We start from the raw sequence: 15,272 nt of genomic DNA, 5'->3' as shown, positions 1-15,272 counted from the left end.
TGCGCCGCGCGAAAGCGGCCGCGCGGTGTAGGCGATCCCGCAGTCCTTCCGGGGCGGTTGTTGGCGGGTTCGGCGCAAACCGGACTCAAGATCGTCCTTCTGAAACGTCCAAGACATCGATCATTGTGCCGCTTTTCACGTGTTCGACTGCGTTGCCGCCCTCCGCCTGCTCCCTGGACTGGCAGTCTTAAGGTGGAAACTGTTGGCACAATGAGGTGCCGTCAAGCGTGGAGCTGCCTGAAGATGACCTCGAACCCCGGACAGTCGAAGACCGGAGAACGCCCGCGAGCCGATGGGGATGACGCGGCCGGCGAGCGCTCCGAGAACCCCGAACTGGCCAAGCGCCGCCTCCTGGACAGAGCGGTCGAGCTCGCCCCGGACCTCGCCGAGCTGTTGCGCGCCTACTACCGGCACGTGCCCGCCGAGGAGCTCGTCGACGACGAGCCCACCGACCTCGTCGGAGCACTGCGGTCGCACTACCGGCTCGCCTCGGCGCGCGTCGCCGGACGCCCCCTGGTGCAGATCTCCAATCCGGACCGCATCGATGACGGCTGGCAGAGCCAGGCGACGGTGGTGCAGATCGTCACCGACGACATGCCCTACCTGGTGGATTCGGTGATCGCCGAGCTCGGTCGCGATGGCGCCGAGGTGCAGCGCATCGTCCACCCCATCTTCGTGGTCCGCCGCGACGTGGCCGGCGAGCTGCAGGAAGTGCTGCCCGGTGAGGACCCGGCGGAACCACCGGCCGACGCGATCGCCGAGAGCTGGATGTTCATCGAGGTCGACCGGGTCGTCGACGAAGAGCGGCTGAGCGTCCTCCAGCACGGCTTGAACGACGTCCTCAACGACGTGCGCGAGGTCGTCGAGGACACCGAGCGGATGCACGCCACCGCCAAGGCGCTAGCCGACGAGCTGGAGCGGACTCCGCCGCTGCTGCCGGGCGAGGACGTCCACAACGGGGCCGAGCTGCTGCGCTGGTTGGCCGACGGCCACTTCACGTTCCTCGGCTACCGGCACTACGAGCTGATCGACGGTTCCGAACCAGCGCTGCAGGCCGTGCTGGCCTCCGGGCTGGGCGTGCTGCGCAGCGACAGCGTCGCGGCGCGCAGCCTGACCGTAGGGCCGGACGCCCTGGCCAGCGCGCTGTCCAAGGACCTGCTGGTGCTCACGCAGGCCAGCGCACCGTCCACAGTGCACCGTCCGGTGCACCCGTTCTACGTCGGTGTCAAGACTTTCGACGAGTCGGGGCAGGTCAACGGGGAACACCGGTTCCTCGGGCTGTTCAACACCGCCGCGCTGCACGAAGACGTGCTCGACATCCCGTTCATCCAGCGCAGGGTGCGGGAGATCATCCACCGCGCCGGGTTCCCGATGGAGTCCTACTCGGGCCAGCGGATGCTCGAGGAGATCCAGAACTATCCACGCACCGAGCTGTTCTCCACCGATCCGGAAACGCTGCAGGAAACCATCACCGGCGTGCTGGCGCTGGCCGAGCGGCGCAAGCTCAAGCCGTTTCTGCGCCGCGACCCGTACGGCCGCTTCTACTCCTGCCTGGTGTACCTGCCGCGGGACCGCTACACGACCAGTTCGCGGCTGGCGATGCAGGAGGTGCTGCTGGAGGAACTCCACGGCACCGGCCTGGAGTACAGCACGCGGGTCGGCGAATCCACCCTGGCGCGGGTGCACTTCGTGGTGCACACCGACCCGGAGAACCAGGTCGAGCCGGACCTGGCGCGCATCCAGCGGCGGCTCGACGAGGCTATCCACACCTGGGACGACCAGATGATCGAGGAGGTCGACGCCGAGCAGTCTGGTGCCGGCCGCGACGGGCACGCGACGCGCAGCCTGTCGGAAGCGATCAGCCAGATCGGGCAGAGCTGCGCGTCGAGCTTCCCGGAGTCCTACAAGGAGGACTTCACAGCAGCCGAGGGCCTGGCGGACCTGCGGCGGCTGGAGTCGCTGTCGGGTCCCCGCGACCTGAAGATGTCGTTCTACGCGCCGCGCGACGCCAGCGCGGGCCAGCGCCGCTTCAAGCTCTACGTCGGCGGCCGGGTCACCCTGTCCCGGGTGCTGCCGGTGCTGCAGAGCATGGGCGTTGAGGTCGTTGACGAGCGTCCGTACGAGGTGATCGTCGGCGACACCGACCAGCAGTACTGGATCTACGACTTCGGGCTGCGGCTGGACCCGAGCTTGCTGGACAGCGCGACCAGCGGGGGCCTGCTGGACACCCTGCGAGAGCGCTTCGAGGACGCCTTCCGGGCCGCCTGGCTCGGTGACGCCGAGGTCGACCGGTTCAACGCGCTGGTGTTGCGCGCCGGGCTGAACTGGCGGCAGGCCTCGGTACTGCGCGCCTACGCCAAGTATCTGCGGCAGGTCGGCATCGCCTACAGCCAGGACTACATCGAGGACGCGATCCTGGCGCACCGCACCACCACGACGACGCTGGTAAGGCTGTTCGAGGCGCGCTTCGACCCGGCGCTGGGCGCGGACGACAGGGCGTCCCGCGAGGCGGACCTGACCGAAGATGTCACCAAGCTGATCGACGAGGTGACCAGCCTCGACGCGGACCGGATCCTGCGCAGCTACCTGAGCCTGATCCGCGCCACCCTGCGGACCAACTACTTCGCCGGGGCCGAGCAGCGCGAGCGCTCCTACCTGGCGTTGAAGCTGGAGCCCAGGGAGATCCCGGGGCTGCCGGAGCCGCGCCCGCAGTTCGAGATCTTCGTGTACTCGCCGTGGGTGGAGGGTGTGCACCTGAGGTTCGGTTCGGTGGCCCGCGGCGGTCTGCGCTGGTCGGACCGGCGGGAGGACTTCCGCACCGAGATCCTGGGCCTGGTCAAGGCGCAGGCGGTGAAGAACGCGGTGATCGTGCCGGTCGGCGCGAAGGGCGGCTTCGTGGTGAAGCGGCCGCCGACGCCCACCGGCGACCCGGCGGTGGACCGCAAGGCCACCCTCGACGAGGGCATCGCCTGCTACCGGATGTTCATCTCCGGGCTGCTGGACCTGACCGACAACCTGGTCGGCGGCGAGGTGGCCCCGCCGCGGGACGTGGTGCGCCACGACGGCGACGACACGTACCTGGTGGTGGCGGCCGACAAGGGCACCGCGAAGTTTTCCGACATCGCCAACGACGTGGCCAAGTCCTACGGGTTCTGGCTGGGCGACGCGTTCGCCTCCGGTGGCTCGGTGGGTTACGACCACAAGGCGATGGGCATCACCGCGAAGGGCGCGTGGGAGAGCGTCAAGCGGCACTTCAGCGAGCTCGACGTGGACACCCAGTCCGAGGACTTCACCGTGGTCGGCGTCGGTGACATGGCCGGGGACGTTTTCGGCAACGGGATGCTGCTGTCCGAGCACATCAAGCTGGTGGCCGCGTTCAACCACATGCACGTGTTCATCGACCCCGTCCCGGACCCGGCGGTGTCCTTCGCCGAGCGCCGCAGGTTGTTCGAGCTGCCGCGGTCGACCTGGGACGACTACGACCGCACCAAGATCAGCTCCGGCGGTGGCGTGTGGTCGCGGTCGCTGAAGTCGATCCCGCTGAACCCGCAGATCCGGCAGGCGCTGGGCATCGACGAGTCGGTGCGCAAGCTGGCCCCGGCCGAGCTGATCAAGAAAATCCTGCTGGCCCCGACCGACCTGTTGTGGAACGGCGGCATCGGCACCTACGTAAAGGCTGTGACCGAGACGCACGCCGAGGTCGGCGACAAGGCCAACGACGCGGTCCGGGTCAACGGAGCCGACCTGCGGGTGAAGGTCGTCGGCGAGGGCGGAAACCTCGGGCTGACGCAGCTCGGGCGCATCGAGTTCGCCCGCGCCAGCGGCAAGGTCAACACCGATGCGCTGGACAACTCCGCCGGTGTGGACTGCTCCGACCACGAGGTCAACATCAAGATCCTGCTCGACCACCTGGTGGCCGACGGGAAGTTGACCGGCGAGCAGCGCAACGAGCTGCTCGCGGACATGACGGACGAGGTCGGCGAGCTGGTCCTGGCCGACAACCACTCGCAGAACGAGGTGCTGGGCATCTCGCGGGCGCACGCCGCCCCGATGGTGTCAGTGCACGCCCGTCAGGTGGCCGCCCTGGAGAAGGCCACGGGGCTGGACCGCAAGCTGGAGGCGTTGCCGACGTCGAAGGAGTTCCGTGACCGCGAGAAGGCCGGGGAGGGGCTGAGCTCGCCGGAGCTGGCGACGCTGATGGCGCACGTCAAGCTGTCGCTGAAGCGCGATGTGCTGGCCAGCGGCCTGCCGGACGCCGAGGCGTTCAGCAGTCGGCTCCCGGAGTACTTCCCGAAGCCGCTGCGGCAGCACTACGACGACGCGATCGCTGCGCACCCGTTGCGCCGGGAGATCATCACGACGCTGCTGGTGAACGAGATGGTCGACGGCGCGGGCATCTCCTACGCCTACCGCCTGTCGGAGGAGATCAGCGCTTCGACGACCGACGCGGTTCGGGCGTTCGCGGTGGTCACCAATGTTTTCGGGCTGCGCGAGCTGTGGGCGCAGATCGACGCGCTGGGTGGTTCGATTCCGAGTTCGGTGGCCGACGAACTGGTGCTGGAAAGCCGCCGACTGCTGGACCGAGCGGCGCGCTGGATGCTGACGAACCGGCCGCAGCCCCTGGCGATCGGTGCTGAGATCAGCCGGTTCCAGCCAGTGGTGGCGGAGCTGTCCGACTCGGTCCGCGGCCTGCTTCGCGGCCGGGCGGCCGAAGGCGCCACCGAGATGATCGACCGCTGGGAGGCGGCTGGCGTCCCGGAGGACCTGGCGGAACGTGTCGGCGTGCAGCTGGATTCGTTCGCGCTGCTGGACATCCGGGAGATCGCCGAGCTCGCGGAACGCGACGCGGGGGTCGCGGCAGAGCGCAGCCCGCGGGAAAGCGCGGACCTGTACTACTCGCTCGCGGAGCACCTCGACGTCGAGCGGATGCTGCTGGCGGTCAACGAGCTGGAGCGCGGGAACCGGTGGCACTCGCTGGCCCGGTTGGCGTTGCGGGATGATTTCTACGCGTCGCTGCGCGCGATCACCATCGACGTCCTGCGGACCAGCGATCCGGAGGACAGTCCGGAGGAGAAGATCGCTCGTTGGGAGTCGACCAACGAGTCGCGACTGGCGCGGTCCAACTCGTCGTTGGAGCAGATCAAGAACTCCGGTCGGCTGGATCTGGCCACGCTGTCGGTGGCGGCCCGTCAGCTGCGCAGCATGGTCCGGTGAATGTCGGGTGGCCTGCGGTCGTGCCGGCCGCAGGCCACCCGAACGGCAGAAAGGAAGCTCGCCAGTGGGCGCGTTCGTAGCCAAGGTGGCCCTGCGTTGGTCCGACATGGACGCGTTCGGCCACGTCAACCATGCCAGGACGATCACGTTGCTGGAGGAGGCGCGGGCCGAGTTGCTGTTCACCGAGGCGCAACGGCAGGGCCTGCTCGGGTTGACGGAGGGCATGGTGGTCGCCCGGGTCGTGATCGACTACCACAGTCCGCTGCTGTACCAGGCGAGGTCGCTTCAGGTGCGGATGTCGGTGCGGGAGCTGAAGGCCGCGTCGTTCATCATCGACTACACGGCCTACGTGCAGGAGGCGGTGGCCACCGCGGAAACCCTGATGGTGCCCTATGACCTGCGGGCGGGGCGGCCGCGGCGGCTGACCTCGGAGGAGCGGGACTTCCTCGCGGAGCGGCAGGTCGAACCGGCGAAGTCGGGGTTGGGCCGTGCCTGAGCTGCGGATGCCCGACCCGGTCGAGCGCGAGGACCTCGGAGCGTTCGTGGCCCGCGCGGTGCGGCTGGACGGCCAGGCGCTGGTGCGCTTGCGCAACAGGCCTGGCGCAGGCCGCGTCGACGTGTGGGCGGCGACGCCGTTCGACGCGCTGTCCACCAGGTCGGTCGAGGGCGAGGTCGAGCCGTCCGACGTGACGGTGTCCGGCAACGAGCTGCTGGCCACGTTGACGGTGGCGGGTGCCCCGGTGATGGACCCCGGACCGCCGCGGGATCTGATGTGGCGTTGCGAACTGCCGCCGGTCGAGGGCTGGCACAGGGTGGACGACCTGCCGGCGAAGCTCGTCGGGGAGGTCGCGGAGCGCGGCATCGACGTGGCCAAGGACCACGTCGGTCCAAAGGGGACACCACCGGCGTCCCTGATGGATCAGGAAGTCTTCACGGTCAGCGGTTCCGGTTTCGAGGTGAAGGTTCCGCTGCGCTGCCTGTTCGTGTTGTCCGGCATGGGTTTCCTGGTGCCCAAGCCGGCGGAGTCGGAGATCGTCCGGGTGAGCGCGACGGACGCCTGGCTACGCCTCGACTCCCGCTACGGCGCGGTGGTCCGCCGCCGCCACGCCCTGCTCCCGCTGCTGATCTGACCGTCGGCCGAGCAGCGGCGAGTGCCATCAGCGAGAGCGGCAGGGCCGCCCGGATCTGCTCCGCGATTTTCGACGCGGGCGACGGCGTGATTGTCGTCGATATCAGCGAGGACTACGACCAGGTGTGGGCGAGTGTGGTGAGGCGCTGAAGGTGGCGCAGTGATCGCACCATGTATGCCCCGGTGAGCTTGCGGATCTGAGGATGGGGAGGTGGGCCGGGCAGGGGGGAGGGGACTGCCCGGCCCACCCTGGCGGTCTGGCACCCGCGGAGCGGGGTCGGGTGCCAGACGTGGTTCAGGAATGCGATCCGGTTTCGGGTCGGGCGTCAGGTCGGCTCGCGCAGGCGATGTCGTCCGATGCGGGATTCTTCTTGCGCCGCTTGACGTTCCGCCTCGATCTCGGCGATCAGGTGCCAGACCGTGTAATCGCCTTCACGGCTGCCGCTGTGCCGTGCTTGCGGTAAGCACGAGAAGACCATGCCGAAGATGATGACGTTGATCAGCACGAGCGTCGCGACCTGGAGCCAGAACATGGGGATTTCCGTCGCTGTCGAATCCGGTTGTGGTTGAGCGCTACTGGCGCGATGCGAGGACCTGCCAGCACGCCATGCAGGTGCTCTCGCGTATCCAGGCGATCTCCGGCGCGATCCGCTGCAGTTCGTCGGTGCTGACCTCAACGCCGCACAAGGCGTTGACGACCAGCCCCGGCATGGCCTTCCGCGCTGCCGAATCGAAGGCGTGCCGACCACCGCTGACCGGCTGCCACCGCCCGATTTTCGCGCCACCAGGCAACATCCCGACTCCTTCCGTCGATCAACTGACCTATTAATAATCCACGTAGGAATTTACTGATGTCTATACTTCGATCAGGTGTAGTTGCTCTGAGTAGCGCCATGCAGACTGTTGGTGTTCTCGTGGAAGGGGTTGAGCCGTGGCGCAGTGGACGGACCCGGCAGCTCAACGGTGGCTCATCGGTGTTGAGCTTCGGCACTATCGGCAGCTGGCGAACCAAACCGCCGTTGCTGCGGCGGAGGCAATCGGCTGTACCCCAGGAAAGATCAACCATTTGGAAAGCGGGCGGAATCGACAGCAGCCCGACGAAGTGGTGGCCCTGCTGAAGTACTACGGTGCGCCCGAAGGTGTGGTCGAAAGACTCACGGAGCTAGCGGAGCGGGCCGATCAGCGCGCATGGTGGGCGCCCTGGAGTGATGTCACGGCAACCTGGTTTCAGCCGTTCGTTGGTTTGGAAGGCCAAGCCGCGCGCGAGTTTCTTTACGAGCCGGTGTTCGTTCCAGGGTTGTTGCAGGCGGAAGCGTATGCACACGCTGTCACGTCGGCCACGCCTCGGGTACGGCCAGATCATGTCGACCGGTTCGTCGCCTTCCGGCAGGCCAGGGCGGCTGTGCTGACAGATTCGGAGCCGCTGGAGCTTGCTGTTGTCGTCGGAGAAGCAGCGCTTCGCCTTGATGTCGGTGACCCTGCCATCCTGCAAGAGCAGTACCGGCACTTGATTCGTTTGGCGGCGTTGCCGAATGTCGAGTTGCAGGTCTTGCGCCCTGAAGACGGCATCCACAGTGGGTTTACCGGTGCCTTCGCGATCCTTGGCTTCGACCATGCGCACTCGGTCGGGTATGTCGAACTCCAAGACGACGCCGTCTACATTCACGATCAAGAGCGGATGCGCGGATATAGCATGGCAGCGGAGAACCTGCGGGAAGTCGCGCTGTCGCCTCCTGAATCGGTGAGGTTCATCGAGTCGCTGGTGCATGACTGATCGGGAGAGGGAAAGCCATGTCAGTGGCTGACTTAGCTGAGGTGCGTTGGATCACGAGTAGCTATAGCGGCGGTAACGGCAACTGCGTCGAGGTGGCCGTGGGGGCTGACTGGACCTGGGTGCGGGACACGAAGGACCGGGCCGGTGGCGTCCTTATCGTGCCAGCACGTCAGTGGCGGGGCTTCATGGCTGCTGCGAAGTCCGCCCACTACGAGCTCTGAAGCGCTGGTCTGATGTGTGAGGGGTGCCTTGACCGATATGCCGGTCAAGGCACCCCTCACTCGTCACCCGCTCTCGCCGCGCCCCTGCAGCAACCGTGAGAATGGCATGCTCATCGGCGGTAGCGGGCTTGAAGCGGTATCTGACACTCGGGCCACGTCGATCAAAGGTTTGGGGATTGGTGAACGTGCGTGATGGAGTGCACAACGAGTCGGCAGCCCAGATTGGTGGACACAGCGTGCAAGCCGGTCAGATTCACGGCGACGTGCACTTCCACCATGCGCACGAAGAAGAACTGATCCCGCGACAATTGCCGGTCGCTGCTCGCTATTTCGTAAATCGGGCGGTGGAGCAAGACGCGCTCACGACGTTACTCGGTGGCGCGACCAGTGACGGGTTCGTACTGATCTCGACGGTTGATGGGGTCGCAGGAGTAGGTAAGTCGACGTTGGCCGTGCACTGGGCGCACCGCGTGAGGGATCGGTTCCCGGACGGCGACCTCTACGTGAACCTACGGGGCTTCGACCCGATCGCCGAGCCATTAGAAGCCGCCGATGCATTGGGTAGTTTCTTGATCGCCTTGGGGGTTCCAACAGAGCGGATGCCTCAGGAATTGGACGCTCGTGCAGGGCTGTTTCGCAGTCTGGTGCACGGCAAGCAGATGCTTATCCTGCTCGACAATGCCCGCACAGCCGAGCAGGTCCGGCCGCTGCTGCCTGGCAGCCCAAGCTGCTTGGCGCTGATTACCAGCCGGAACCGGTTGCACGAGTTGGTCGTTCGAGAAGGCGCGAGTCGTATCTCATTGGACGTACTAACATGGACGAAGCGGAGCTGCTACTGGCTTGCTACCTCGGCGATCAGCGGGTGGCAGAAGAGCACGAGGCGGTGCGGGAGCTCATCCGGCACTGCGCCGGGCTTCCTCTTGCCCTCGGCATTGTTGCGGCCCGAGCAGGCGAGAATCCGAGCTTTCCACTGATCGAACTAGTCTCGCAGTTGCAGGACGAGCGGGAGCGACTCGATGCCTTGGATGCAGGCGGGGTAACAGGCCTGCGCTCGGTTTTCTCCTGGTCCTACCGCTCGCTTTCAACCGAGGCGGCCCGTCTTTTCCGTCTGCTCGGCCTGCCGACCGGGCCGGACATCAGCCTCGCGGCCGCAGCGGGTCTGGCTGGACGCTCACAGCGCGAAACTCGTGCCTTGCTTGCTGAACTGTCGCATGCCAGTCTTCTCGACCAGCACGAACCAGGCCGCTACAGATTCCACGACTTGCTCCGCGCCTACGCTGCCGAGTGCGCAGCCGTAGACGAAGCTGCGCCGGACCGCGAGGCCGCCATCCGTCGACTTCTTGACCACTACCTTCGCACAAGCAATGCGATCGACCGTCATCTAGTCGGACACTCGCGCAAGTTCGTTCCTGCACTGCCTCCTTCGGAGGTGACTGGAAGCACCCTCGACGATGAAGATCGAATGCTCGGCTGGTGGGATGAGGAGTACGCGAATCTAACTGCCGGCATCAGGCAGGCACACCGGCGAGGTTTCCGGATCCACGCGTGGAGCTTGGCGTTCACAATGTTCTACTTCTTTCGGCTTCGCGGGTACCTGGCAGAGTGGATCAGGAATTTCGAGCTGGCGTTGGAGGCCGTGCATGAACTTGGGGACCGACAGGCTGAGGCGCAGCTGTTGCATGGCCTCGCAATTGCTTATTTCGAAGCGAAGCAGCACGAAAAGGTGGTGTACCACAGCGAGTTGGCACGTGAGCTCTTCGAACGGGCCGGTGATCGCTATCATGCCGCAATGTCCCTTTTGATCGGCAGTGAATCGAGCAGTCGACTTAACCGGTACGACGCAGCACTGGAAATGGCCGAACGAGGCCTTGAGTTGCAGGAAAAGGTCGGGGATCTCAACGGTCGAGGTTACGGAAATGGGTGCCTCGGCGTAGCGTATGCGGGCCTACGCGAACGCGAGAAAGCGCGCTCTTACTTCAAGGATGCGTTGGACCTCTACCGAGAAGTCGGCGAAGTGTATGGGGAGTCGTACGTCTTGAACGAGCTCGGTGAGCTGAACCTTGCCTCGGGCGATCCGGCTGCGGCAGTGACCATGTACCGAGAAGCACTTCGAATACGTCGAGGAATCGGGTATCGGCGAGGCGAAGGACAGAGCCTCCGGGGGTTGGGCAATGCCTTGCGCGCTGCCGGTGACCACGAGCAGGCCCGCACTCACTTGGAACAAAGCACTCACGGTCTTCGAGGACCTCAATGATGCCGAAGCCGATGCTGTGCGACAAGAATTGGATTCGTAACGGCAACTGCGTTGAGGTGGCCGTCGGGGCGCGACCAGTGGCGGCGCCGGACGCGAGCTCAGGACGTGCCGCGATCCGTGGTGTCGGTCGGCGCGGTCGTGGTGGGGACGTGAGTGGGCGTCGCGGGATCAGTAGTGGGTTCCGTCGCCGTCGTGGTCGGCGTGGGTTCCGGCGTTCGCGTCGGTTGGTGAGTCGCCGCGGTCTGCGTCGGTGGGTCGGCCGTCGTGCTTCGCGTCGGCTCGTGAGTCGTGGTTCTCGTCGGCAGATCGGGCGGCGTGTTCTGCGGTGGTTGGTGGTGCGTCGTGGTCGGCGTCGGCAGATCGGGTGCCGTGTTCTGCGGTGGTTGGTGGTGCGTCGTGGTCGGCGTCGGCAGATCGGGCGGCGTGTTGTGCGTTGGTTGGTGAGTCGGTGTGGATTGCGGGGAAGCGGCTGGCTCCTTGATCGGTCCGCCGGAGATCTCCGGTGGTGGGCCAGGTGGCGGGGCGGCCAGCTTCGCCGGAGCAACACCGCCCTGCTGCCCGGCGGCGCCCGAGAGCTGGAGCGGCGCCGCGCCAGGCCCGGTCGAGTCCTGCCGACCGGTGCTGATGTCCGGCGAACCCGCCTTCCCGTCCGAAGCCCCCGTCTCTGGCGGAGCCGGGGCAGCAGCCGTGCTTGGCGGCGGAGGAGGTGGTTGGGGTGGCCCCGGAGCCCTCGCCACGAGCGGCAACCCGGGGACCACCACGTCGTGAGGCGGGTTGGTGTTGAGCAGGGGCAGGGGCACGGGCGCCTCGCCTACCGGCGCGGGCGCCGTGTTCTCGGCGAACGGCGGGAGCCGGCTGAAGATGCCCGGCGGGATCAGGCCAAAGAAGGGATCCGCGAGCGGCGCCGTCAACGTGTAGGCGGCCGTGGCGATGCCGGCACCAAGCGCCGCCGTCGCCAGCGAAAGGCGGAACTGCTTCCGCAGGGGCAGGGACGTCGGCTCCTGGGGCGGGATGGGCGAGCCCAGCGGCTCGCTCACCAGCCACCGCCGCACCGCCGCGCCCTCCCGCGCGACAGCAGCGCAAACCCGGCCGAGCCAACTCGTCGCGTTGCCCAGATGGTCCTGCAGAGCGGCCACCGGGAGCGGACTCGTCGAGAGAGGATCGCCCAGCCCGGACGGGCTCGGTTCCGCGTCGCGGAGCAGGTCGGCGAGGCCGTCGAGGCGTTCCCGGAGAATCGCCGGGTCGGTCGGGGCCGGCACCGCTCAGCCCTCGACTTCCCGGAACCGCAGGCTCGACAGCGCAACGCCGTCGTAGCGCCACCACCGTTCGGTCGAGAGATCCAGGATCCAGGCGTCGTGCTCACGCACGATTAGCCCGACGCCGAGAGCGCGGCGGCGGAAGGTCGCGTCATCGATGCTGCCATCCTCCAACTCGTCGAGTAGCGACCGGTAGCTGGCCATGGCTTTGCCGAGGGCGGGTGGGATTCCGACTGCGTCCGGTGCGTCGTCGGGCCGGTGCCGGAAACTCATCAAGATCACCTCCGGATGGGCGACGCCATTTGTCAACGCAACGACTTCCGGCGCGCGGCTGTTAAGAGGCGAAAGTCCCACCGGTTGCGAAGCCCGCGTTCTACCTGTTCAGCGCTGACGGGCCGAACGCCCGGTCACCCACCGGACGGTCTCGCTAATGGCCGCCTCCAGCGGCCCGCGGCCGAAGAACCGCTTCCAGACCAGCGGGAAGACGATCGAGAAGATCAGGAACACCTCGGGCATGTAGGTGTTGACGAACGCCACCACGCCCTCGGGGTGGTGGCCGTCGCGTGGGAACGCCGGCATGTTCGGGACGTCCGTCGGCAGCGCCGGGCCCATGCTAGCCAGCTTGGCCAGGGTGTCCGGCACGCCGCTCAGCGGCCAGCCGCCGACGACGATCTGCCAGGCCAGCGTCAGCGCGTGGATCGCGTACAGCGTCAGTGCCATCGACCCGGCCGTGGCCAGCGGCTTCAGCGCCCGCCCGGTCCGGTCGGCCAGTTCCAGGCAGACCGCGAGGATCACCAGCGCGATGCCGCCGGAGTCCAGCAGTTCGAACGTGGTGCCGCTGTGCGCGGTTGCGGTCAGCAGCCACTCCGGGTGGTCGATCGGGACAGTGCCCTCGCTCGGTCCCGGCGGCAGTACCGTGCCGGTGGCCTCCACCAGCCAGCTCGACAGCTCGTAGCCCGAGTACGACACGGCCAGCCCGATCGCGCCGAGCCAGATGCGCACCTTGGTCGACCGCAGGTCCAACCGCCCGACGGCCATCCCGGCCAGCACCAGCGGCAGGTACGACGCCGCCGGGTAGAAGCCGAGCAGCAGCAGGTCGAACAGCCCCTCGTCGGCGATCAGATGCCCCGGATCGATCAGGTCGATAGCGTCGACGACCGCGCGCAGCGGCGTGTCCCCGGTGACCCAGGTCCGCAGCACGAACGACAGCTGCGGACCCACCGCGGCCGAGACGACCGCGGCGATCAGCAGCCCGCGCGCCCGCAACCGGATGAAAGGCGCCGCCAGCAAGAAGTAGAGCCCGTAGAACGGGATGATCACGGTGAGCAGGAAACCCGTCGCGCTGGTCGCCCGCGCCAGCGCGAGGCCGACCACCAGCAGCAGCACCGCGCGCACCGCGACTCGGACGCGGGCGTCGCGCAGCGCGCTACCGATCGGCGGCTCGCCGCGCCCGGTCATCATCGCCAGCGACACCCCGGCCAGCAGGGTGAACAGAGCGGTGGACCGGCCGCTGGAGAACTGCGCGACCCAAACCTCGACGTCGCCCTGCGCGAACGGCACGCCGAAGTGGATGCAGAACATGCCGAACACCGCGACGAACCGGGCGATGTCGACGCCGACCAACCGGCGGGTGCGTTCCGTTGTCCGAGGGGAGCTCAGCTCGGGCGCACGGGCAGACATAGCATCCAGCGGGTCGTCAGGGGCAGCTTCACCAAAATTTACCGGCACCCGCTCCGGCCCACTCGCGCCCGGTCGCCTAGGCGAGGTCGGGCTCACACCAGCCAAGCGGCGGTGCCCGGCGGCAACTCCCCGGATTCCAGCGGTCGTGAGGTCAGCAGCACCTCGCCGGGAGGCAGCGGCACCGGGGCCGGCGAGGTGTTCAACGCGCAGATCAGGGTCGTGCCGGTACGCCGGAACGCTAAGCACCCGTCCGGCGCCCCGAACCACTCGACGTCGTCGCCGGTGAACGCCGGATGCGTGCTCCGGGTCTCCAGCGCGTGCCGGTACAGAGACAGCGTGGACGTCTCGTCCTCCAGTTGGGCCTCCGCTGTGAACGTGACCCAGTCCGCCGGGATCGACGACCAGTCGGCCTCGGCGGTGGAAAAGCCGAACGGCGGTCGGTCGCCCTCCCACGGCATCCAGACGCGCTGGGTCCCGGGCAGGCCGAGCTCCTCGCCGTGCCGCAGGCAGACCGCGCCGGGTAGCGCCAGCTGCACCAGGGCCATTGCGCGGACCGGGGTCAGCGCCGCGTCATCCCGGCTCTGCTCGGTGTCGCGGCTGGCCATCGCCCACGCTTGGCGCGACCTGGGGGAGGCGAACACCTCCGTGATCGCCTTGCGGACCCGTTCGGCGTCGAAACCGGCGACGGCCAAGTCGAGGTTGAACGACAGGTGCCAGTCGCCCGGTCCGCTGCCGATCACCACGCGATCCGGGTAGCCGGCCAGCGCTGCGCCGATGGCACCGGCCGGGTCGGGACGCGGCGCAAGGTGAAACCCGTCGGCGCCGTGCTCTAGCCAGGGCAGCAGCACCGGTCCGGGGTCGCTGCGCGCGGGATCCACATCGAGCGAGACCATCACCCGCATGCTGGCCTTGCGTGCCTCGCCGAGCAGCTCGGCGAACGGCGCTGCCGACGGATCCAGCCCGGCTGCCCCGGCCAGCACGACCGCGTCGACGCCGAGCAGGTCCAGGTAGCCGAGCCGACCGGTCAGCCCGGCGAGGTCGCCGACCCCGTCGCCGTCGCCGTCGGCGAACGAGCCGACGTCGACCTGGTAGCACACCGCGTCCCACCACCACGGCTGTTCGCCGCGGCCCGCCTGTGCGGCCGCCCGTCGCATCACCAGGTCCTCGTCTCAGTGGCTGTCTTCGAATGTTCTCAGTCTTGTCCTTGAAGTGGCGTCGTGCACGAGTCGCCGACGAGGCGGTGACGGTAACTCCCGCAGGGGTCGCCGCGCAGGACGAGCTAGTCAGAACCAGGAGTTGAGCATGCTGTTGGCGGCCATCTCCATGTACTGCCACAGCTGGTCGCGGTGTTCCGGTTTGAGGTCGACCTCGTCGATCGCGATCCGCATGCAGCGCAGCCATGCGTCCCGCTCCGCCGGGCCGATCTTGAACGGGGCGTGCCGCATCCGCAGCCGGGGGTGGCCGCGCCGGTCGGAGTACGTGTGCGGGCCGCCCCAGTACTGGATCAGGAACAGCCGCAGCCGTTCCTCGGCGGGCCCGAGGTCTTCCTCCGGGTAGAGCGGCCGCAGCAGCTCGTCCTTGGCCACCTCCTCGTAGAACCGAGCCACGATCCGGTGGAAGGTCGCCTCGCCGCCGACCTGCTGGTAGAAGGTCTCCACGGAAGTCACGGCTCCATCCTCTCAGGAGCGCGTGGATTTTGGACGACCTGGCGAACGAACGCCTCACACCTGTGCACACGTCGGCC

The 15,272-nt window shown here is 67.5% G+C and carries 14 protein-coding genes; 7 read left to right on the top strand and 7 right to left on the bottom strand.

What is annotated here, in order from left to right; all coding sequences use genetic code 11:
• Positions 1-243: 243 nt before the first annotated feature.
• From ACWDKQ_RS02130 to ACWDKQ_RS02120, 3 genes are all read left to right on the top strand, one after another.
• Positions 244-5,214, top strand: a complete 4,971-nt coding sequence (locus ACWDKQ_RS02130) for an NAD-glutamate dehydrogenase (protein WP_450136929.1) — start codon at positions 244-246, stop codon at positions 5,212-5,214.
• A 64-nt stretch (positions 5,215-5,278) separates the two neighbouring features.
• On the top strand, positions 5,279-5,710 hold the full coding sequence (locus ACWDKQ_RS02125; RefSeq protein WP_450136928.1) for an acyl-CoA thioesterase: 432 nt from the start codon (positions 5,279-5,281) through the stop codon (positions 5,708-5,710).
• On the top strand, positions 5,703-6,344 hold the full coding sequence (locus ACWDKQ_RS02120) for a hypothetical protein (RefSeq protein WP_450136927.1): 642 nt from the start codon (positions 5,703-5,705) through the stop codon (positions 6,342-6,344). Before ACWDKQ_RS02125 ends, ACWDKQ_RS02120 begins: the two co-directional genes overlap by 8 nt.
• Positions 6,345-6,669: 325 nt before the next feature.
• On the opposite strand, the gene ACWDKQ_RS02115 is transcribed toward ACWDKQ_RS02120, so the two are convergent.
• Positions 6,670-6,876 (bottom strand): hypothetical protein, encoded by a 207-nt coding sequence (locus ACWDKQ_RS02115; RefSeq protein ID WP_450136926.1) that lies wholly within the window; start codon positions 6,874-6,876, stop codon positions 6,670-6,672.
• Between the two features lie 40 nt (positions 6,877-6,916).
• A complete protein-coding gene (locus ACWDKQ_RS02110; protein ID WP_450136925.1) occupies positions 6,917-7,138 on the bottom strand; it encodes a zinc finger protein in 222 nt (73 codons plus the stop codon).
• A 136-nt stretch (positions 7,139-7,274) separates the two neighbouring features.
• On the opposite strand from ACWDKQ_RS02110, the gene ACWDKQ_RS02105 reads away from it, so the two are divergent.
• From ACWDKQ_RS02105 to ACWDKQ_RS02090, 4 genes are all read left to right on the top strand, one after another.
• The gene (locus ACWDKQ_RS02105; RefSeq protein WP_450136924.1) at positions 7,275-8,117 is read left to right on the top strand and encodes a helix-turn-helix domain-containing protein; all 843 of its coding nucleotides are present in this window, start codon (positions 7,275-7,277) and stop codon (positions 8,115-8,117) included.
• Between the two features lie 23 nt (positions 8,118-8,140).
• Positions 8,141-8,338, top strand: coding sequence for a DUF397 domain-containing protein (locus tag ACWDKQ_RS02100; RefSeq protein WP_450136923.1), 198 nt, complete (start codon positions 8,141-8,143; stop codon positions 8,336-8,338).
• A 176-nt stretch (positions 8,339-8,514) separates the two neighbouring features.
• Positions 8,515-9,312, top strand: coding sequence for a hypothetical protein (locus ACWDKQ_RS02095; protein WP_450136922.1), 798 nt, complete (start codon positions 8,515-8,517; stop codon positions 9,310-9,312).
• 488 nt (positions 9,313-9,800) lie between these two features.
• Complete coding sequence (locus ACWDKQ_RS02090; protein WP_450137016.1) at positions 9,801-10,592, top strand: tetratricopeptide repeat protein; 792 nt, start codon at positions 9,801-9,803, stop codon at positions 10,590-10,592.
• Between the two features lie 98 nt (positions 10,593-10,690).
• On the opposite strand, the gene ACWDKQ_RS02085 is transcribed toward ACWDKQ_RS02090, so the two are convergent.
• The 5 genes from ACWDKQ_RS02085 to ACWDKQ_RS02065 all read right to left on the bottom strand — a co-directional run bounded on the left by ACWDKQ_RS02085 (position 10,691) and on the right by ACWDKQ_RS02065 (position 15,195).
• Positions 10,691-11,851, bottom strand: coding sequence for a hypothetical protein (locus ACWDKQ_RS02085; RefSeq protein WP_450136921.1), 1,161 nt, complete (start codon positions 11,849-11,851; stop codon positions 10,691-10,693).
• Positions 11,852-11,854: 3 nt separating this feature from the next.
• Positions 11,855-12,121: a hypothetical protein gene (locus tag ACWDKQ_RS02080; RefSeq protein ID WP_450136920.1), complete on the bottom strand. Its 267-nt coding sequence runs from the start codon at positions 12,119-12,121 to the stop codon at positions 11,855-11,857.
• A 108-nt stretch (positions 12,122-12,229) separates the two neighbouring features.
• Entirely contained in the window at positions 12,230-13,528 is a 1,299-nt protein-coding gene (locus ACWDKQ_RS02075) for a heparan-alpha-glucosaminide N-acetyltransferase domain-containing protein (protein ID WP_450136919.1), read from the bottom strand.
• Between the two features lie 92 nt (positions 13,529-13,620).
• Positions 13,621-14,682 carry an alpha-amylase family glycosyl hydrolase gene (locus ACWDKQ_RS02070; protein WP_450136918.1) on the bottom strand — a complete coding sequence of 354 codons (1,062 nt, stop codon included), beginning with the start codon at positions 14,680-14,682 and terminating at the stop codon, positions 13,621-13,623.
• Between the two features lie 129 nt (positions 14,683-14,811).
• Entirely contained in the window at positions 14,812-15,195 is a 384-nt protein-coding gene (locus tag ACWDKQ_RS02065; RefSeq protein ID WP_450136917.1) for a globin, read from the bottom strand.
• Positions 15,196-15,272: the final 77 nt, after the last annotated feature.

It is taken from the genome of Saccharopolyspora sp. NPDC000995 (genome assembly GCF_053599315.1).
This window is presented reverse-complemented; position numbering and strand designations above follow the sequence as displayed.

What these genes read in the sequence shown, in the direction of transcription:
- ACWDKQ_RS02130 (WP_450136929.1), top strand. Translation starts at nt 244, where the DNA reads ATGACCTCGAACCCCGGACAGTCGAAGACCGGAGAACGCCCGCGAGCC.
- ACWDKQ_RS02115 (WP_450136926.1), bottom strand. Translation starts at nt 6,876, where the DNA reads ATGTTCTGGCTCCAGGTCGCGACGCTCGTGCTGATCAACGTCATCATC.
- ACWDKQ_RS02110 (WP_450136925.1), bottom strand. Translation starts at nt 7,138, where the DNA reads ATGTTGCCTGGTGGCGCGAAAATCGGGCGGTGGCAGCCGGTCAGCGGT.
- ACWDKQ_RS02090 (WP_450137016.1), top strand. Translation starts at nt 9,801, where the DNA reads ATGCTCGGCTGGTGGGATGAGGAGTACGCGAATCTAACTGCCGGCATC.
- ACWDKQ_RS02080 (WP_450136920.1), bottom strand. Translation starts at nt 12,121, where the DNA reads ATGAGTTTCCGGCACCGGCCCGACGACGCACCGGACGCAGTCGGAATC.
- ACWDKQ_RS02075 (WP_450136919.1), bottom strand. Translation starts at nt 13,528, where the DNA reads ATGTCTGCCCGTGCGCCCGAGCTGAGCTCCCCTCGGACAACGGAACGC.
- ACWDKQ_RS02070 (WP_450136918.1), bottom strand. Translation starts at nt 14,682, where the DNA reads ATGCGACGGGCGGCCGCACAGGCGGGCCGCGGCGAACAGCCGTGGTGG.